The 18,328-nt window shown below is 62.0% G+C and carries 18 protein-coding genes and 1 pseudogene; 5 read left to right on the plus strand and 14 right to left on the minus strand.

The genetic code is table 11. From position 1 onward, the window contains the following. The 3 genes from menH to AB5Z05_RS17055 are packed head-to-tail and all read right to left on the minus strand — an operon-like array spanning position 1 to position 3,870. Positions 1-798 carry a 2-succinyl-6-hydroxy-2,4-cyclohexadiene-1-carboxylate synthase gene (gene menH, locus AB5Z05_RS17045; protein WP_368152335.1) on the minus strand — a complete coding sequence of 266 codons (798 nt, stop codon included), beginning with the start codon at positions 796-798 and terminating at the stop codon, positions 1-3. After that, the gene (menD, locus tag AB5Z05_RS17050; RefSeq protein ID WP_368152336.1) at positions 758-2,515 is read right to left on the minus strand and encodes a 2-succinyl-5-enolpyruvyl-6-hydroxy-3-cyclohexene-1-carboxylic-acid synthase; all 1,758 of its coding nucleotides are present in this window, start codon (positions 2,513-2,515) and stop codon (positions 758-760) included. Before menD ends, menH begins: the two co-directional genes overlap by 41 nt. Positions 2,516-2,547: 32 nt before the next feature. Next, positions 2,548-3,870 carry an isochorismate synthase MenF gene (locus AB5Z05_RS17055; protein WP_005335930.1) on the minus strand — a complete coding sequence of 441 codons (1,323 nt, stop codon included), beginning with the start codon at positions 3,868-3,870 and terminating at the stop codon, positions 2,548-2,550. Positions 3,871-4,078: 208 nt separating this feature from the next. Here AB5Z05_RS17055 and AB5Z05_RS17060 point away from each other — a divergent pair, with 208 nt between their 5' ends. Continuing rightward, positions 4,079-4,984 (plus strand): 1,4-dihydroxy-2-naphthoate polyprenyltransferase, encoded by a 906-nt coding sequence (locus AB5Z05_RS17060; RefSeq protein WP_005363134.1) that lies wholly within the window; start codon positions 4,079-4,081, stop codon positions 4,982-4,984. Positions 4,985-5,059: 75 nt separating this feature from the next. Here the strand turns inward: AB5Z05_RS17060 and AB5Z05_RS17065 are convergent, their stop codons facing one another. Next, positions 5,060-6,454, minus strand: a complete 1,395-nt coding sequence (locus AB5Z05_RS17065; RefSeq protein WP_368152338.1) for a PepSY-associated TM helix domain-containing protein — start codon at positions 6,452-6,454, stop codon at positions 5,060-5,062. Between the two features lie 268 nt (positions 6,455-6,722). Here AB5Z05_RS17065 and AB5Z05_RS17070 point away from each other — a divergent pair, with 268 nt between their 5' ends. Beyond that, a complete protein-coding gene (locus AB5Z05_RS17070; RefSeq protein WP_201908173.1) occupies positions 6,723-7,130 on the plus strand; it encodes a hypothetical protein in 408 nt (135 codons plus the stop codon). A gap of 27 nt (positions 7,131-7,157) precedes the next feature. Here AB5Z05_RS17070 and AB5Z05_RS17075 read toward each other — a convergent pair. The 3 genes and pseudogenes from AB5Z05_RS17075 to dbpA form a co-directional block, all read right to left on the minus strand. Further along, positions 7,158-7,272, minus strand: a pseudogene (locus tag AB5Z05_RS17075) (YkgJ family cysteine cluster protein); the annotation flags it as partial. Between the two features lie 24 nt (positions 7,273-7,296). Further along, on the minus strand, positions 7,297-7,587 hold the full coding sequence (locus AB5Z05_RS17080; protein ID WP_005341481.1) for a YkgJ family cysteine cluster protein: 291 nt from the start codon (positions 7,585-7,587) through the stop codon (positions 7,297-7,299). 89 nt (positions 7,588-7,676) lie between these two features. Continuing rightward, the gene (gene dbpA, locus AB5Z05_RS17085; protein WP_005335919.1) at positions 7,677-9,056 is read right to left on the minus strand and encodes an ATP-dependent RNA helicase DbpA; all 1,380 of its coding nucleotides are present in this window, start codon (positions 9,054-9,056) and stop codon (positions 7,677-7,679) included. 542 nt (positions 9,057-9,598) lie between these two features. Here dbpA and AB5Z05_RS17090 point away from each other — a divergent pair. Beyond that, on the plus strand, positions 9,599-10,804 hold the full coding sequence (locus AB5Z05_RS17090) for a NupC/NupG family nucleoside CNT transporter (protein WP_005363118.1): 1,206 nt from the start codon (positions 9,599-9,601) through the stop codon (positions 10,802-10,804). 64 nt (positions 10,805-10,868) lie between these two features. On the opposite strand, the gene AB5Z05_RS17095 is transcribed toward AB5Z05_RS17090, so the two are convergent. Together AB5Z05_RS17095 and AB5Z05_RS17100 are read right to left on the minus strand one after the other, a co-directional pair. Then, positions 10,869-11,369 carry a metal-dependent hydrolase gene (locus tag AB5Z05_RS17095; RefSeq protein WP_031227918.1) on the minus strand — a complete coding sequence of 167 codons (501 nt, stop codon included), beginning with the start codon at positions 11,367-11,369 and terminating at the stop codon, positions 10,869-10,871. Positions 11,370-11,494: 125 nt separating this feature from the next. After that, entirely contained in the window at positions 11,495-11,944 is a 450-nt protein-coding gene (locus AB5Z05_RS17100) for a YaiI/YqxD family protein (RefSeq protein ID WP_005335916.1), read from the minus strand. A 140-nt stretch (positions 11,945-12,084) separates the two neighbouring features. On the opposite strand from AB5Z05_RS17100, the gene zntB reads away from it, so the two are divergent. Together zntB and AB5Z05_RS17110 are read left to right on the plus strand one after the other, a co-directional pair. Continuing rightward, positions 12,085-13,050 (plus strand): zinc transporter ZntB, encoded by a 966-nt coding sequence (gene zntB / locus AB5Z05_RS17105; protein ID WP_005341467.1) that lies wholly within the window; start codon positions 12,085-12,087, stop codon positions 13,048-13,050. A 13-nt stretch (positions 13,051-13,063) separates the two neighbouring features. Further along, positions 13,064-13,576: a mechanosensitive ion channel domain-containing protein gene (locus AB5Z05_RS17110; RefSeq protein ID WP_005354921.1), complete on the plus strand. Its 513-nt coding sequence runs from the start codon at positions 13,064-13,066 to the stop codon at positions 13,574-13,576. A gap of 60 nt (positions 13,577-13,636) precedes the next feature. Here the strand turns inward: AB5Z05_RS17110 and AB5Z05_RS17115 are convergent, their stop codons facing one another. The 5 genes from AB5Z05_RS17115 to AB5Z05_RS17135 form a co-directional block, all read right to left on the minus strand. Continuing rightward, positions 13,637-13,885 carry a hypothetical protein gene (locus tag AB5Z05_RS17115; protein ID WP_005363113.1) on the minus strand — a complete coding sequence of 83 codons (249 nt, stop codon included), beginning with the start codon at positions 13,883-13,885 and terminating at the stop codon, positions 13,637-13,639. Between the two features lie 64 nt (positions 13,886-13,949). After that, positions 13,950-14,522: a DNA-J related domain-containing protein gene (locus tag AB5Z05_RS17120; protein ID WP_323915069.1), complete on the minus strand. Its 573-nt coding sequence runs from the start codon at positions 14,520-14,522 to the stop codon at positions 13,950-13,952. Continuing rightward, complete coding sequence (locus AB5Z05_RS17125; RefSeq protein ID WP_201933608.1) at positions 14,519-16,306, minus strand: sodium:proton antiporter; 1,788 nt, start codon at positions 16,304-16,306, stop codon at positions 14,519-14,521. Before AB5Z05_RS17125 ends, AB5Z05_RS17120 begins: the two co-directional genes overlap by 4 nt. 190 nt (positions 16,307-16,496) lie before the next feature. After that, positions 16,497-17,018, minus strand: coding sequence for an MltR family transcriptional regulator (locus AB5Z05_RS17130; protein WP_201933605.1), 522 nt, complete (start codon positions 17,016-17,018; stop codon positions 16,497-16,499). Positions 17,019-17,151: 133 nt separating this feature from the next. Further along, positions 17,152-18,297, minus strand: coding sequence for a mannitol-1-phosphate 5-dehydrogenase (locus AB5Z05_RS17135; protein WP_005363105.1), 1,146 nt, complete (start codon positions 18,295-18,297; stop codon positions 17,152-17,154). Between the last annotated feature and the right edge of the window lie 31 nt (positions 18,298-18,328).

The following is an 18,328-nucleotide window of genomic DNA, read 5'->3' on the forward strand; positions in this document are numbered from 1 at the left end:
TCAATCATGACTCGTCTCTTCTTGTTGGTTGACCCACTCCGCGAGGAGTCGGGCGAAGTTATCAGGCTGATGGGCGTGCAGATTATGGCCGCCATCCAGCACCAAGTGGTTGATTCTGCGATCCTGGTTCGCCAGCTGGCAAGCCAGCTGATGGAATTTGTGATCCCGCTTGCCACTCACATAAGTAACCGGCAGCTGGCTCGCCATGAGCCAGGGGGCGAGATCCGGCTGCTTGCCTAGCGAGGTGGCGCGCAGCATGGTGGCGATGCCCTGACCGTCGTTGCCAAGGCGGCGTGCGATCTGGCTGGCCCGGGCCGCATCGTCAAGATCGGCAAACACCCCTTGCCGGTACCAGTCTGCCAGCACGTCAGCCAGGGGCTCACGCTCAAAGCGCTGCGCCCACTGTTCATCGTGCTGGATGCGGGCGGCCCGCTCATTGTCTGGTAGCCCCGGGTGGCAGTTCTCCAGCAGCAGCCCCCGCAGCCCGGCGGGCTTGCGGCTGGCGTGATAGAGGGCCAGTCGCCCACCCAGCGAGTAACCCGCCAGCAGATAGCGTTCAATGTTGCGGCTGGCCAGCTCGGTGACCAGCCACTGGTGGCTCTGCTCAAAGTCGCTGACGTTGAGATCGCGATGCTGACCGTGACCCGGCAGGTCGAGGGCAATGCAGCGGATGGCGGGCAGCCGGTTGATCACCGGTTGCCAGTCGCCGCTATCCCCCAGCAGGCCGTGCAGCAGCACCAGCGGCACATTGGCATCTTTATTTGCCACGGATGGCGGCCCCCAGCGCCTTGAGATCATCGGCCACCTGCTCGCTCGGTACCCGGATCTCGATCAAGGTAACGCCATGTTGGAGGGCGGTGCGGTAATCGCGCTCGAACTCGGGCAGGGTGGTCGGCGCACGATAGGCGAGGCCAAACATGGCGGCGGCATGTTCAAAACTGAGGCCGTGGGGCAGCCGGTAGTAGCTCTCCAGCAGCTCCCCTTCGGTGGGCACCGGCAACATACGGAAGATGCTGCCGCCATCGTTGTTGAGCAGGATCACCACCAGCGGTCGGCTCGCTTTGCCAAGCAGGGCGAGGCTGTTGAGGTCGTGCAGGGCGCTGAGATCCCCAAGCAGCAGAGTGGTGGGCTCATCGCTGCCTTGCTCGACCGATTGGGCAAAACCGTAAGCGGTGGCGATCAGACCATCGATGCCGGAGGCGCCACGGTTGGTCATCACCCGGCTCGGCCCCTTGCCCGTGTCACCGAGCATATCCATCAGCCGGGCGGGCATGCTGTTGCCGACAAACAGTTGCCCTTCGATCAGGCGGTTGAGGCGATGGCAGACTCCGAGCTCGGAGAAGTGCTCGCAGGCAGCGGCGATCTGCTGGCTGGCGTTGTGTTGCAGCTTGGCCAATGTGTGCCAAGGGGCTTGTGTGGTGACCGGATGGGCGGCGGCAAAGGCGCTGGCACTGCAGAGCAGCCGGTTGCGCAGCCGGTAGTCGGGATCGAGCCGCGCCGGTTGCGGATCCACCAGCCAGTAATCCTGCCATGAATGGTGCTTGATGAACTGGCCAAGCCGCTTGGAGACAAGTCGCGCGCCAAATTGCAGCAGCACCTCGGCACGGCCCAGCTCGGTGACGAATTCAGGGTCGTTGAGCGCCATATCCATATGGATGAGGTTGCGGCTATCGAAGCGGATCTGGCTCTGCAGGTCTGCCAGCAGCGGCCAGCCAAGTTGCTCCGCCAGCGCGGCGGCGGCCTGTGCCTGATTCGGGTCGGTAATGCGGCCAGCTACAACGATGCCGCGCTGTTGCCGAAAGGTTTCCCACTCCGCCTGAGGGGGGCAGCTCGGCGCGTTTTGCTGCCACGGGCTCCATGGCTTGCGCGAGCCGAGCCAGTCACCGAGGGGGGCCAGATAGTCGGAGAAATTCTGATAGTGCTCGCCCGGGTAGAGGGGCTCGGGGTACATGCAGTTGAAGTGCACCACCCCGGGGGTGAGCGCCTGTTTGGCCAGCGCCTGATCCACCGAGCTCAGCACAAACGCCGCCGGAATGGTAGGGGTGGGGCTCGGCAGGTTCTGCTGATAGACGGGGTAGCGGCCGAAGATCCCCTGCTGGTCGATCGCCTGATTGGCGCCGTTGTCGATAAGCTCGTGAGGGCGATCGGCGGAGAGAATAATCAGCGGCACGCCGGTGAGCTGGGCCTCAGCCACTGCGGGCCAGAGGTTGGCTACCGCGGTGCCCGAGGTCATGATCACCGCCACCGGCCGGTTGCTCCCCTTGGCCAGCCCCAGTGCCATAAAGCCGAGACCGCGCTCGTCAAAGTGCAGGTGACGACGAAAGCCCTGATGCGCTGCGGCGGCCATGGTCAGCGGCGCGGAGCGGGAGCCGGGGGCCAGCGCGATGTCGCGCACCCCGAGGCGAAAGAGCTCCTCCAGCAAGAGGGAGGACCAGACGTGGTTGAAGGTGGCGTGCTGGCTCGAAAACGGGGTGCAGGCAAACTCTTCGCTGGCAGGCTCTTTACGGGTGGGCATAGGGGCTCTCGTAGCGTGAAAAGGGTGAATGACTATCCCAGCAGGGAGAGCACATTGGCGATCTTGTTGTCGAGTTCGGCCCACTCGGCGACAGGCTCGGAACCGGCGACAATGCCGGCACCGGCAAACAGGGTGACGCTGCCCGGCTGAATGCGGGCGCTGCGAATAGCGACCGAGAACTCCGAGGTCTCCCGGCTCAGCATGCCGCAAGCACCGGCGTACCAGCCCCGATCATAGGGTTCGAACTCGCGGATAAAGGCGAGCGCCGCCTCGCGCGGGGCACCGCCCACCGCCGGCGTCGGGTGGAGGGCGTCGAGCAACTGCCAGTCGCAGACCCCGGGCTTGAGCTCGGCTTCGATATCGCACTTGAGATGTTGCAGCAGCCGCAGTTTGAGAATGCGCGGCTCGGTCAGGGTGGCATCGTGGGTCAGTGGCGCCAGTCGGCTGAGGATGTCGGCATGTACCAGCCGGTTCTCCAGCCGGTTCTTGCTGTCGGCCAGTAGCTCGGCGGCCAGTTGGGCATCCACCTCTTCATCGCCGGAGCGGCGAATGGTGCCCGCCAGCGCCTCAGTAAAGAGGTGGCGATCTTCCCGGCGGTAGAGCCGCTCGGGGGAGCAGGCGATAAAGGCCTGCTCGGGGGAGAATTGAAAACCGAAGTGGAAACAGTCCTGGGCGTGGCGGGCCCACTGGTCGAGCATGGCCCAGGGATTGATATCTGCATCGTGGTTCGGACTGGTCAGCATGCTCTCCCGCGACAGCACCACCTTGGGAGTGTGGGCCTGAAAATCGGGGGCAGTGACTCGCTCAACCAGCGTCTGCCACTGGGCGGGGCCGGGGCAATCCTGTCGCTGCCAGGGCTGCTTTTGCAGGGCGGGCAGCGGGGCTTCCGGGCGCAGGGCATCGAGGGCGGCTTCGGCCGCCTGCAGTTCGGCCTCGAGATTGTTTTCATCCAGCCAGAGGTTGAGGCAGAGACTGACGCACTCGCCACGGCGCACCAGCTCGATGCGGGGCAGCACGAAACGGCAGGGGCCAAACCCTTGCCAGCCGGATTGGGCCGGATCGAACGCCAGTCCGCCATAGTAGCGAGGGCTGTCGTCATGATGCTGGTTGGCTGTGTTAGTGCACACCTGCTTGATGGCGTGCGGTTCGGTCAGTTCATGGATGGCGCCCAGCGCGACATACTCGGGACGAGCCTCTCCACGGGCCTGCCAGTAGATGCGGGGATAGAGGGTTTGCGCCGCGAGCCAGCCCAGAAAGGAGCGGATTTCGATCGCTACTCGCAACCGTACGAAGCCGCTGACGTTGCTGTGACGCAGGGCGTCCAGTTGTTGCTTGATATGGGTCTGAGCCAACATGGATTCTTGTCTGAGCCGGGTAGTAACGAGCGATCCGGTAGCTGGATGCCGTAGGTTTATGCCAAAGGGCGATGATTTCCTATATATTATCTGCCCATTCGTCCATGTAAATCGCCCGCGGGAGCTTCACTCTCCGGGGCCAAGTATACCCAAATCCGGTTCGATAACCCTTAACACGATCAATATCCGATTGTTTGGCCATCACAAAATGACAAATACCTTCTCTGTTTGGTTGCTGGCGGCGCGTTTGCGAACATTGCCGCTCGCCTGCTCTTCCATCCTGCTGGGCTCGGGGCTGGCTGCCAGTCGTGGTGCCTTCGATGGCACCATCATGGCGCTCTCGCTGCTGACCGCCATCCTGCTGCAGATCCTCTCCAATCTGGCCAACGATTACGGCGATGCGGTCTCCGGCGCCGACAACGGCGAGCGGATCGGCCCGCAGCGGGCGGTGGTCTCCGGTCTTATCACCAAAAAGCAGATGTGCGTGGCGATGGGGCTGACTGCGCTGGCGGCGGTGGCCAGTGGCCTGCTGCTGCTGGGCTGTGCCTTCGGCGGTCAGTGGCTGCAGATTTTGGCATTTGTGGTGCTGGGTGGTGCGGCCATTGTCGCGGCGGTGACCTACACCGTCGGCAAGACCCCTTACGGCTATCGCGGGTTTGGCGATATCTCTGTGTTCCTCTTCTTCGGCCTGCTGGGGGTGCTCGGCTCCTACTACCTCTTCACCAAGACGCTGGAGTGGGATCTGCTATTGCCTGCCACCGCCTGTGGCCTGCTGGCCACCGCCGTGCTCAATATCAACAATGTGCGCGACATTGAGACCGACGCCGCTAGCGGCAAGATCACCCTGGCAGTGCGCCTTGGCCGCAATCGCGCCATCGCCTATCACTGGGTACTGCTGGGGGCAGCGCTGCTGGCGACCATCGCCTTTATCCTGATCCAGCCCGCCAGTTTCTGGCCGTGGATCTTCCTGCCCGCCATGAAGCCTCTCAGCGATGCGGCCAAGACTCTTCGCGAAAGCTACGATGGCGAGGTGCTGACCGGTTCCCTCAAGAAGACCGCCATCAGCGCGTTTCTGTTCAGCCTGCTGCTCTCCATCGGGTTAGCGCTCTCCTGACCGCTGGTCGCAGCTCGCCAAGGCGAACAATGAAAAGGGCTCCCGAGATGGGAGCCCTTTTTGGTTTTGGCCGGTTTAGCTGGCGCGCGCCACTTTGAGCGTGCGGCGGGAGAAGAGCAGGGTATCCAGCAGCCAGATGGCGACCTGCGAGGCGCCCACCAGCGGGAAGGCAATGCCCAGCAGGATCAGCAGGGTGATGGCACCTCGCATCGGCGGGAGTTTGGCAGGCAGCGGCGGCGCGGCGAGACGGCCCTGCGGACGACGGTACCACCAGATCCACAGACCACTCACGGCGCTGGCCAGCACCATCAGGCAGATGAGCAGCATGGCGAGCTGATGGGGCCAGCCGTAGAGCTTGCCCATGTGCAGCATGACGCCGCTCTCCACCGTTTTGGCGACCGGGCCGTAATCCTGCCAGCGCACATCGGCCAGCACCTTGCCGCTGTATTGATCGATATGCAGGGTGGCGTCGTTGCGCGGATCGTCGGCAAAGATCGCGATGGTATAGACACCGGTGGTGCCGACCGGCGGGGTGATGCTGTACCCCGGACTCACTTTTCGGGCAGTGGCAATATCCACCACCTGTTGTAGCGGGATCCGCTGGCTGGCTATCACCATTCCCTCGTGCTCGCCGTGGTTCATGGCGCCGTGATCGTGCCCCTCATCAACCGGCTGCGAGCTGGGCATGGGAGTGTTCTCAACCGCCCAGGGGACGGTTTGCTCATGGGCCTGATTCAGAGTGCGGGCCAGCGGTGCCGACTTGGGCACCTCGTTCCACATGGTGGCGGGGAAGCGGTTCCAGACTGCGGCAAACTGATCGCCCCAGAAGCCAGTCCAGGTCATGCCGCTCAACAGCAACAGCAGCAGGAAACCAGCGCCCCAGAAGCCGACCACGGCGTGCAGATCCCGCCACCAGAGACGGCCGCGCTGGCTCACCCTGGGCCAGAGGATGCCGCCCACCCCAGGCCCCTTGCGTGGCCACCAGAGGTAGAGGCCGCTCAGCAGCAGTACCAGCCCCCAGCCTGCAGCCAGTTCGATCAGCCGATCCCCCGTGGTGCCGAGCAGCAGGTCGGCGTGCAGGGCGCGGGCTACCGCTTGCAGATTCCACTTGTTGTCCATGGTGCCGAGCAGGGCGCCGCTGGCGGGGTCCATAAACAGGGTCAGCTCGCGATCCCCCTGATTGACGATGAACTGGGCGCTCTGGTCGGGTGCGGCAGGCGGCAGGTATTTACGCAGGCTGGCATCGGGCATGGTCATCATCGCCTTGGCCAGCAGCTGGTCGGCACTCAGGGTCTGGCTGGCGGTAGCGACCTTCATCAGCTCGGGGTACATCAGGTTGTCGAGCAGGGGTTTGAACAGATAGACGATCCCGGTCAGTGACAGCAGGATCAGGAAAGGGGCGACAAAGAGACCGGCGTAGAAGTGCCAGCGCCAGATCCGTTGGTAATGACTCGAGTCCCTGTTTTTCATTGCACATCCTTGTTGGGGCGCTAAACCTTTCGGTTGGTGGAATGTTTGTGGCGGCGCGGATAATAGCAGTAACGTTTCGTTAACTGCAATCGCACATCTTGATATCGATTCAGTGCGGGATGTCGGTAACATGAGGTGTAGACGGTTTGCAGGATAGGATGATCACGCTTTGGGGAAAGCCTGTTTGCTGCTGGACTTTTCCTTATAAATTATTACCTTGTGGTAACAATTTGCAGGCGATGGTGGTGGTAACGGAATGGGTGCAGTCATGCAGCCACATGGGCAATTCGACATGGAGCGCAGGGGCCAGATGCTGATCTGCCGCCCGAGTGGCCCCTTCAATCTGGCTGGTGCCATGGCCTATGAGGCGCGCTTTCGTCACGAACTGGCCGGATTGATGGATGGCCCCTGGGGGATTGTCGAGGTCGCGACCGAGTTTGAAGCGGCCGGGCCCGAGGTGCTGGCCCGTTTTCGTCGCCAGTTTGGCTGGTGTGCCGAGAGCGGCTGTCAGTTTCTGGCGGTGGTCTTCGTGGGGGGCTTCAAGCGCTATCTGGCGGATAACATCTTCAAGGATCTGCAGTTTCGGGCGGTGCGTTACTTCGAGCAGGAGGCAGCGGCCATCCAGTGGCTGGGGGAGCAGCTCAACACAGCTCCCTGTGAACCTGCGAGCGCTTGACGACCCCGCATTCTGGTTGGCTCGGGTTTACTCCAGCTTGATAAACCACTTGTCCCGCTCGTCAACACAGTCGGGTTCACCCATTTCGAATTCGCGGCAGATCAACGGCCGCACCTCGTACATGGATGGGGCACATCATCGTGGTGAGTGTATTCGAGGAGCCTGGTTAATCCAGCTTGATAAACCACTTGTCCCGCTCGTCAACGCAGTCGGGTTCACCCATTTCGAATTCACGGCAGATCAGCGGCCGCACCTCGTAGATACGGCACATCATGGTGTTGCGGTCGAGGGCGGCGCACCAGCCGTCGTCCAGCCGGCGCATGACCGGTATCTCGCCATCCCGTTCCAGTACATAACGGTCCGGCACGCCGGTATCGGTAAAGAGCATCACTTCGAGGCGGCAGCAGCAGGCTTCGCAGTTCTGGCAACTCACATCGGTTTGGATTGCTTGGGTCATGGTGCCTGTCTTGCCGCATGGCGGCATCGGAGATATGAAACAGGCGCCTGTCAGGCGCCTGTGGTCTGGCTAACGGCTTGCAAAAAACCTTAGCCCAGTTTGCGGGCGCGGTAGCTGCGACCCTTGATCTTGCCTTCCTGCAACCGCTTGAGGGCGGCGCTCGCCACGCTGCGCTTCACCGCGACGTAGGAGTACTGCTCGGAGATCTGGATCTTGCCGACGTCGGCGCCGGCAATGCCGCCTTCACCGGTCAGGGCACCCAGAATGTCACCGGCCCGCACCTTGGTCTTGCGGCCTGCATCGATGGAGAGGGTCACCATCTGCGGGGCGATCGGCTTGATGTCGCGGCCGATGCTGTCGAGATCACCCAGCGGCATCGGAGCCTGCTGGTACTCTTCGATAAAGTTGACGCGCTGGGCCTCGTTCGGCTGATAGAGGCTCAGGGCCAGACCCTGCTGGCCGGCACGACCGGTACGACCGATGCGATGCACGTGCACTTCGGGATCATAGGTCAGCTCGTAGTTGATGACGGCGCCCAACTCTTTGATGTCGAGGCCGCGGGCCGCCACATCGGTGGCCACCAGAATGGTGGCGCTGCCGTTGGCAAAGCGCACCAGCACCTGATCCCGCTCGCGCTGTTCCAGATCGCCGTTCAGCGCCAGCGCCGAGAAGCCCTTGGCGGCCAGATGGTCGGCCACGTCGTTGCAGGCGCGCTTGGTGTTGCAGAACACCACGCAGGAGCTGGGCTGGTAGTGGCTCAGCAGCCAGGTGAGGGCGTCGAGGCGCTGACCGGCAGGCACTTCGTAGAGCTTCTGTTCGATGGCGCTCCCCTCGTGCAGGGACTCCACGCTCACCTCGACCGGATTGCGCTGCACGCCGCGGCTCATCTGGGCGATCCCTTCCGGATAGGTCGCGGAGAACAGCAGGGTCTGACGCTGCTGGGGGGCATAGCTGATGACCCGGTTGATATCTTCGCCAAAGCCCATGTCCAGCATGCGATCCGCTTCATCCAGCACCAGCGTCTTGAGGCCGGAGAGCTCCAGCGTGCCTTGCTCCAGATGCTTGAGAATACGACCCGGGGTACCGACGGCGATGTGGGCACCAAAGCTCAGGGTGGCGGACTGCGGTGCGGTCGGGGTGCCGCCGCACAGGGTCACCAGCTTGACGTTGGGCAGGGCGCGCGCCAGACGACGGATCTCCTGAGCCACCTGATCCGCCAGTTCGCGGGTCGGGCAGAGCACCAGCGCCTGCACTTCGAGGCGGTTGACGTTGAGCTTGGCCAGCAGGCCGAGGCCGAAGGCGGCGGTCTTGCCGCTGCCGGTTTTTGCCTTGGCGATCAGGTCTTTGCCATCGAGCACCAGGGGCAGGCTCTGGGCCTGGATCGGGGTCATCTGCAGGTAACCCAGACTGGTGAGGTTCTCTTGCAGGGCGGGGGAGAGATTGAGGCTGCTAAATTCGCTGTTGTTCACAAAAGGACTCTATTTCGGAGAAAACGGGGATGCGCGAGCGCTAAGGCCGCGCATCATACCAGAATGTGGCGCCGGATGTGGCGGATTTTTGAACGGCTGGCCACGAGGGGCCATGAAAGGTTCATTTGTTGCCAAACCGATCGCGGACGAGCACCGACAATGCGATAAGGACTATTTTTCAAACACTCATCTAATTATTTATTGCGGATAAACGTTTTCTATTTTCAGTGTTTTAATATAATGGCTGGAAAATATTCCACGAGTAGTTATTGCGCCATAGGGAATGTTGCAAAAATGCTGATGAAATATTTTCAAAGAACATGAAAACGGCGCCAACCTTACCCAGTTCGATGTTTTTAAAGGAATTTATATTTCCATGTTGCGCGATTAATATCAGTTCATTGCACAATTAATTTAAAAACGTTTGTATTATCCCGCCTCCAGAATATTGCGCGGGATTGTGATGGCTATCTGATTTTTAAATGTGCAAATGTCTATGATGGCGCCGGTCAAAAATTACAATTTACTCAGGTGCTACAGGTATGGAATACGTTCACTTTGTGCTCGGACTGGTGATGGTCCTCGCTCTCTCTCTGCTGGCTAACCGCCACAACTGGAAACAGATCAAGCTGCGTTATATCGGCCAACTGCTGGTGGTCGAACTGGCGCTGGCCTGGTTCATGCTGAACTCCGAAGTGGGTCTGGCGGTGGTGGGGGGCTTCGCGGCCGGCTTCACCAAGTTGATGGAGTTTGCCAAACAGGGTACCGACTTCGTGTTCGGTGGTCTGGTCAACGAAGGGGCCTTCTCCTTCTTCCTGATGGTGCTGATGCCCATCGTCTTCATCTCCGTGCTGATCGGTATTCTGCAGTACATCCGTCTGCTGCCGCTGGTGATCCGCGGTATCGGTACCGTGCTGGCCAAGATCAACGGCATGGGCAAGCTGGAATCTTTCAACGCCATCAGCTCGATGATCGTCGGCCAGTCCGAGAACTTCATCGCCCTCAAGAACATCCTGCCGCACCTGAACGAGAAGCAGATGTACACCCTGGCTGCGACTGCCATGTCCACTGTATCCATGTCCATCGTCGGTGCCTACATGCAGCTGATCGAGCCGCGCTACGTGGTTGCCGCGCTGGTGCTCAACATGTTCAGTACCTTCGTCGTGCTCTCTCTGATCAACCCCTACGAGCCGGATAACTCCGTGACCGACATCAAGGCCATTGCCGAAGGTGACGAGCACCACACCCCGAAGAAAGAGAACTTCTTCGAGATGCTGGGCGAGTACATCATGGCCGGTTTCACCGTTGCCGTTATCGTGGGTGCCATGCTGGTGGGCTTCATCGCCCTGATCGCCCTGATCAACTACCTGTTCGAGATGGCATTTGGCGTGAACTTCCAGTTCGTCATGGGCTACCTCTTCTACCCGATCGCCTGGATCCTGGGTATCCCGAGTGGTGAAGCGCTGCAAGCGGGCTCCATCATGGCGACCAAGCTGGTGACCAACGAGTTCGTGGCGATGATGGATCTGGGCAAGGTGGCTGCCGAGCTCTCTCCGCGCACCGTCGGCATCCTCTCCATCTTCATGGTCTCTTTTGCCAACTTCAGCTCCATCGGCATCATCGCCGGTGCGGTAAAAGCGCTGAACGAAGAGAAGGGCAACATGGTTTCCCGCTTCGGTCTGAAGCTGGTCTACGGTTCTACCCTGGTCAGCCTGCTCTCTGCCGTTATCGCTGGCATCATGATCTGATCCTCTAGTGGTTCGCGCCACTGCTTGGGCCCCTGACCTCGTCAGGGGCTTTTTTGTTTCTGGCTCATAGCCGCCAGCCGCACCACCAGCCGGCAACCAGCAGGGTGAGGGTGCAAAAGCCGGTTTCGATGGCGCCGCCACTGCGCAGCGGCCAGCCCGGCAGGCGGTAACGGCGTTTGATGGGCCAGAAGAGCGGAATGCCCGCCGGGGTGAGCCAGTCCCCCAGCAGATGGCTGAGGTAGCCGACGATAAGCGCATCCTTGACCCCCATGGGCAGGGTGCCCGGCGGCAGGCTCTGGTTCAGCCCCCAGACAGCGGCGGCGACCGCCAGCAGACTGTGGGTGAAGCCGCGATGGCCGAACAGCCGCGACAGAGGTTTCGAGATCCACGGCAGGCGCTGCCCCAGCACCGATTTGGGGTGGTCGAGGTCGGGCAACAGGGCGCTGGCCAGCGCGGCAGGGATGGTCTGCCACAGGCTGGCATCGGCCAGCGCCGGAGTGAGCTGCAGTTTGTGGGCGATCAGGGTGCAGGTAACGGAGAAGAGCAGGTGCCCTTGGGCGGTCATGATGATTACGGCGTGGACAAGATGGCGGCGCATCTTACCAGCCTGACGGTTGTGGTCAGCTCTTATTTTAAAAATCAGGATGTTACGGCGAAAAAGCGCCCATATTGGGCGCCTTTAGGGTCTCTTTACAGCTTGCCTTTGACCAGCCACTTGTCGAGGGCGTTGGCAAAACGCTGTTTGTCGGCGGCATTGAAGGGGGCCGGGCCGCCGGTCTGCACGCCGGCTGAACGCAGCTCTTCCATAAAGTTGCGCATGCCGAGCCGCGCCTTGATGGTCTCGCGGGTGTAGATCTCGCCGCGGGGATTGAGCGCCTCGCCACCGGCATCGATCACCCAGGAGGCGAGGGGAATATCGCCGGTGATCACCAGATCGCCGGGCTGAACCTGCTGGGCGATGACATGATCTGCCACATCGAATCCCTTCTCCACCTGCTGGGTTTTGATGAAGGGCGAGGGGGGCACCCGCAATCCCTGATTGGCCACCAGGGTAGTGACGACCTGGGCGCGGTGGGCGGCACGGTAGAGGATCTCCTTGACCGGAATGGGGCAGGCATCGGCATCAACCCAGATGGGCATGGCATGGTTTCCTGTAGTGAAAGCAGATGGAAAACGAGAGCGGCCATGTTAACACAGGCCTCCCCTTCCCGGCGCGGGGCTGAGTCGGCTCAACCTTTGGTGTAAGCTGGGGCAAGCACATGAAACGAGAAGGAGACGAAATGGATCGGGTGCCCGGTGAAGTGATTTATGCCCTGACCCTGGATGGCAAGGGTGGCATGGCGCCGCTGACGGCGGGAAGCGAAGTCCCGGCGGCACATCCCGGCTGGCTGCATCTGGATTACGGCAATCCCGATTCGGCGCGCTGGCTGTTGCAGACCCCCTTGCTCAGCGAGGCGGCCAGGGAGTCGCTGCTCGGCCAGAGCAATCGTCCCAAGCTGGTGCGGATGGGGGAGACGGTGCTGCTGATCCTGCGCGGCATCAACCACAACAAGGATCACAGGCCCGAAGAGATGGTGGCGCTGCGCATCTTCATCACCCCGGATCTCATCATCAGCAGCCGTCGTCGTCCGCTGCTCTCCGAGCAGGATGTCTTCAACCAGCTCAAGCTGGGGGGCGGCGCCGATACCCCGGCCGACTGGCTGGTGGAGATCTGCGATGCCCTGACCGATCGGGCGGGGGAGTTTGTCGAGGAGCTGCACGACAAGATCCTCGATCTGGAGGAGATGGTTCTGATGCGCGACATGCCCGCCAATGGCCGCTTGGCGCTGATCCGCAAGCAGCTCATCATGATCCGCCGCTACCTCTCCCCCCAGCGGGATCTGGTGGCGCGCCTTGCCAACGAGAAGATCAGCTGGCTGGATGAGGATGACCGCCGTCGTCTGCTCGATATCGCCGACCGGCTGCGGCGCTGGCTCGATGACCTCGATGCCGGGGTGGCTCGCACCGCCGTGCTGGCAGACGAGATCAACAATCTGATGGCAGAGGCGACCAACCGCCGCGCCTACCAGATGTCGGTGATGGCGCTGCTCTTTTTACCTGCCAGCTTCCTGACCGGTCTGTTTGGCATCAACCTCGGCGGTATCCCCGGTGCCGAGAATCCGACCGCCTTCTGGGTCTTCTGCGGTTCGCTGGTGGCGCTGGCAAGCGGGCTGGCTATCTGGCTCAAGCATCGGCGCTGGTGGTAAGGAGGCATAACCCATGTGGCAATCAATTGGCCTGACCCTGCTGCTGTTGCTGGGTCATACCCTGATCCGGCGGCTTATTCACAAGAGCCTGCTGGCGCTTGGCCAGAGCAGGCAGGTGAGCGAGAACCGGGTGCTCTACGTGGCCCATGTGTTCCACTTCCTGCTCGGCTGCGCCACCTTGCTGGTGCTGGCCGGGGTATGGGGGCTCGACTTCTCCCGACTGGTGGTGCTCGCCTCCTCCTTCTTTGCGGTATTGGGGGTCGCCATGGTGGCCCAGTGGTCGATCCTCTCCAACATCACCGCCAGCATCACCATCTTCTTTGCCTTCCCCTACAAGATTGGCGACCGGATCCGCATCCTCGACAAAGATGATTCGGTCACCGGCGTCATCACCGAGATCGGTCTCTTCTATGTGCGGGTACGTGATGACAACGGCGATCTGGTAACCTATCCGGCCAACCTGATCCTGCAAAAGCCGGTCAGGAAGCTGGAGGGCAAGGTGGCGGAACCGCTGCAACCGGAATAGAAAGCAACCGGAATAACAAAAGGCTCCCTCGGGAGCCTTTTTAGTGTGTGGTGGGTGGCGCTAGCGTTCGAAGAAGCGGTAGAGGTGCTCCACCTGAACCGGGCAGTCGGCCACCTGATGCAGATGTTCGCGGGCCTGCTCGACGGTGCCGAAACTGACCGGGCAGCCGAGGGTGTCGGTCAGCTCGTAGAGGGCGCCATCCTTGCCTCTGAATTCGATGAGCCAGCCGGGAATGGCCACATCGTGGAGTATTTCGGCCTCTTGCAGGATCTGTTGCTGATAGAGCTTACGAAGTTCACTGACTGTCATGATGCTCTCCTGTGGGGAATATCCAGCTCCAGTCTATGCCTGCCCTTTATATGCGGCAACGGGATCATCCCCGCAGGACCTCCCATGCCCAGCGGATGCGGATAAAGGTCTCTGCATTGCCGCCCCGATCCGGATGGTGTTGCAGTGCCAGCTCCCGCCAGCGGCGGCGGATTATCTCCTGACTCGTCCCCTCATTCAGCTCGAACAGGGCCAGCGCCTCGGCTTTGTGCCCCCCCCCGTCATAAGCGCGCCAGAAGCGGTTGAGCAGGGCCTCAACTTCTGCACGGTCGGTCTGCCAGAACACCTGCCAGTCGAGATAGTAGCTACGCAGATTTTCGCCAAGGGCAAAGCCGTGGTTGGTTTGTAGGTTCTCGGCCAGCGGTTCGAGCCGGATATCCAGGGTGCTGATCACCAGCCACCATCCCTCTTGCCAGAGCTCGGCCTGCAACTGGTAGAGGGCGTTCATGATCAGGAAGTTGACCCGAAACAGCTGCAACTGCTCATCGTCGGCCAGTACCGGAATTGCCCCCTGCTGGCGCAGAGCAGCCATCAGTTCATGCACCTTGTAGCTGCCCGCCGCCTGTTGCAATAGCACCAGCAGCGGGGCGATCAGCGGATTGTGGTTGGCTTCGCTCATTCGGCGCCCTGTTCTCTGGGCGGTTGCAGGGCGATCAGCAGCTCACCCGCCTGCGGGGTGACGGGGCCGGTAACGATCTGGGGCTTGCCCTTGCCATCCATGATGAAGAGCGGGATGGCGCCGGGATTGGCGGTCTGATACTGGGCCCAGTCGAATGCCTCACTCAGGCGGGTCGCCTTGATCTGGCCACCCCGGCTCAACAGGCCGCTCAGCCGGGCATAGTTGATGTCGGGGCCGAACAGGTTCTGGCGAGCGCGAAAGGTGGCGCTCTCCCGGTTGGCCTTGCCGTGCTGCTCGCTGGAACGCAGGGAGTAGACCTGCTCCTCACCGTAGAGGTGGGCAAAGTGCAGCACCCCGAGGGCGTTGTTGTGGCGGTTGGGGGAGAGCGCCAGCACGGTACTGATGCTGGTGAGCGGCAGGTGCAGCTCGGCATGTTCCGACTGGGGGTTGCCGAAATAGCAGGGGAGGTTGCTCATCCGCGCCTGTTTGCAGAACTCCCAAGCGGGATCGCAGAGCTGCACTGGCACCCCCTGATCCGCCAGCGCCCGGCCTATGGCTCGCGCCACCGAGTTGGCCCCTATGATGAGCCAGGTATTGGGGGCGCTCTGGCGCATCTTGAGCAGGCTGGCCAGCGGTGCCGAGGTGAGGCTCTGCAACACCACGGTGGAGATGATCACCGCAAATACCAGCGGCACCAGCTTGTCGGCATCGGGGATCTCGGCCTGATGCAGGCTGATGGCGAACGAGGCGCTGACCGCCGCCGCGACTATGCCGCGCGGGGCGATCCAGCTCAGCAGGGCGCGAGCTCGCCAGGAGAGATCCGAGCCCCAGGTCGAGACCAGAATACAGAGCGGGCGCGCCACGAACTGCACCACGCAGAGCAGCGCCAGCACCATGGGGCCGAGCTGCCAGAGCTGGGCCAGATCGAGGCGCGCTGCCAGCAGGATAAACAGGCTGGAGATAAGGATGACCGCGAGATCCTCCTTGAACGCCAGCACCTCCTCCAGATCCAGCCCCTCCTGATTGGCGAGCCAGATGCCGAACACGGTCACCGCCAGCAGACCGGACTCGTGGCTCAGCCAGTTGGAGAGGCTGAAGGTGACCAGCACCAGCGCCAGCACGCCGAACTTGTGCAGGCTGACCGGTAGCCAGTCCTTGCGAATGAGCAGGGTGGTGAGCCAGCCTGCCACTACGCCGATCAGAGAGCCGACCCCCACCGTTTTGGCCAGAGCCAGCAGGGTGTGGCCGATGAGATCCCCCTGACTGCCGAGGCGCACCGCCTCGAACACCAGCACCGCAAACAGGGCGCCGATAGGGTCGATGACGATCCCCTCCCAGCGCAGGATGCGGTCCACCTCCCGGGTGGGGCGGATCACGTTGAGCATGGGGGCGATCACCGTCGGGCCCGTTACCACCAGTACCGCGCCGAGCATGGTGGCGACCCGCCAGTCCAGCCCCAGCAGGAAGTAACCGGCGCTGCCGATGACGGCGAAGCTGACCAGCATGCCGGTGGAGCAGAGATTGCGCACCACCTTGCCGATCCCCTTGAGCTCGGCCAGATGAAGGGTCAACGCCCCCTCGAACAGGATGATGGCTACCGACAGGGAGACCAGCGGAAACAGCAGATCCCCGAGCAGGGCATCGGGGTCGAGCAGGCCGCTGACCGGGCCCAGAGTCAGGCCGGTGAGCAGCAGAAACAAGATGGCGGGCACCCGCAGCGACCAGGCGAGCCATTGGGCCAGTACGGAGACCAGGGCGATCCCGGCCAGAGAGAGGGCAATCATGCAGACCTCGATTCAGGCAGTGAGTATGGAGCTAGTGTAGTGGCTAAGTTGGTCAGATTGACACCCAAAGGAGCGTGCGTCATGGCCGGTATGGGGAGATGTGCGACAGTCGGCGTCATGGTGGCTGGCGGTGGTGTGCAGGGCGCCAGCCAGACGCCAACCGTGGTGATGGGGTGGCCTTGGGGCCGGATTAGATGGGGCTCTCCTTGTGGAGCTCGCCGACACAGTCGGCCAGCGTCAGTACCAGTGCGGAGCGCACCATCTGATCGAGCCGGTTGAGCTGCATCTGGTAGAAGGCCCAATCCTCTTCGCTGGCGGGGGGCTCCAGCTTCATCATGCCGCCCTGATTGACCCCGTGCAGGCGGTCGAGCAGATCGCGGATCGGCTTGTCGCTGAAGCGGTAATCCTTGGGGTCGCGCACCAGAAAGTCGCGGATCTTGATATAGGCTTCGATATCCTGATAGCGCTCGAGGGAGATGAGGCCGAGGGCGAAGATGAGCTTGAGGCGCACCTCCAGCTGGCCGAGGGGGCCGCTCTGGTTGAGCAGGGGTTCGATGGCGTATTTGACGGCATACTCCTCCTGACGGAACGCGCGTCGCATCAGGGAGTCGACCGCCTCTTCCAGGATGGTCACGGCTTCGAGAAAGAAGCCGCGGGGGCCATCCTGCTCATTCAGTCGTTCCAGTACTTCATCTTCCTGGTGTTTGGTCATAGGTGCATTGGGTCCAGCTGACAGGGAGAGAGTGGGCCTCTCTCCCGGTTTCTATCATATGGGGCACATTCCCTTGCCATTCAAGCGCTTGGCGCGCTATCAGTGGTGGCTGAATGCGCCGCAAGCAGGGTCATTACAGGGTTTCGTAACGGGCGACGATGGCGCGAACCACCTCGCTCTCTTCATCCAGTCCGGTGACGCGGGCCAGCGCTTTGGCCGGGCCAAGCTCCGCCAGCAGGGCTTGCAACTCCACCGCCTGCGGGTCATCGGCATTGCGATAGTGGAGCGCCGCGGCGATCCCCTCCTGCAGCTGCTCGTTGGGCAGGCCGTACTCCAGGGTGCCCAGCAGCGGCTTCACCAGTCGATCTCCCGCCGCCAGCTTGCGCAGCGGCTGACGACCGACCCGGTCAATCTCGTCCACCAGATAGGGGTTGGCGAAGCGGGCCAGGATCTTCTCGATGTAGGCGGCGTGCAGGCGCGGGTCGAAGCCGTAGCGTTTCACCAGCACGGCACCGCTCTCCTCCATGGCGCGGCGCACCTTGCTGCGGATCACCGGATCTTCGATCGCCTCGCGCACGGTGCGATAGCCCCGCAGCTTGCCGAGGTAGGCGGTGACGATGTGGCCGGTGTTGAGGGTGAACAACTTGCGCTCGACGAAGGCCATCAGGTTGTCGGTGGGCTCCATGCCCGCTACCTGTGGCAGCTCCCCCTTGAACTGGGTCTGGTCGACGATCCACTCGCTGAAGCTCTCGACCGTCACTTCCAGCGGGTCATCGTTGGCAGCCGCGGCGGGCGGCACGATGCGATCCACCGCCGAGTCGACGAAGCCGATACAGGATTCGAGCGTGGCATGATACGCGACCGGCAGGTACTTGAGTACCTCCCGCTTGAGGTGGCTGGTGCCGCGCACCATGTTTTCACAGGCGATGACGTTCAGCGGTGTCAGGTTGCCGGCATCGAAGCGAGCTTGCAGCCCCTTGGCCAGGGTACTGGCAATCTTGTCCAGAATGTTGGGGCCGACGGCGGTGGTGACCAGATCGGCGGTGATGATACGGGCGATCACCTCGTGACCGGCGGAACTGACCGCTGCCACGTTACGCACCACGTCCAGCTTCTGATCCGCTCCCACCACATGGACCTTGTACTCCTGGCGGTGGTTGAGCTGATCGATCAGGGTGTCGTTGACGTCGGCGAAGGTGACCTGATGGCTGGCATCCGCCAGCACTTTGCCGATAAAGCCGCGACCGATGTTACCAGCACCAAAATGCAATGTTTTCATGATATTAACCTCTTGAACCAAAGACGATGAA

Origin of the sequence: Aeromonas sp. R2-4 (assembly GCF_040908365.1) — a bacterium.
GTDB lineage: Bacteria > Pseudomonadota > Gammaproteobacteria > Enterobacterales > Aeromonadaceae > Aeromonas > Aeromonas veronii.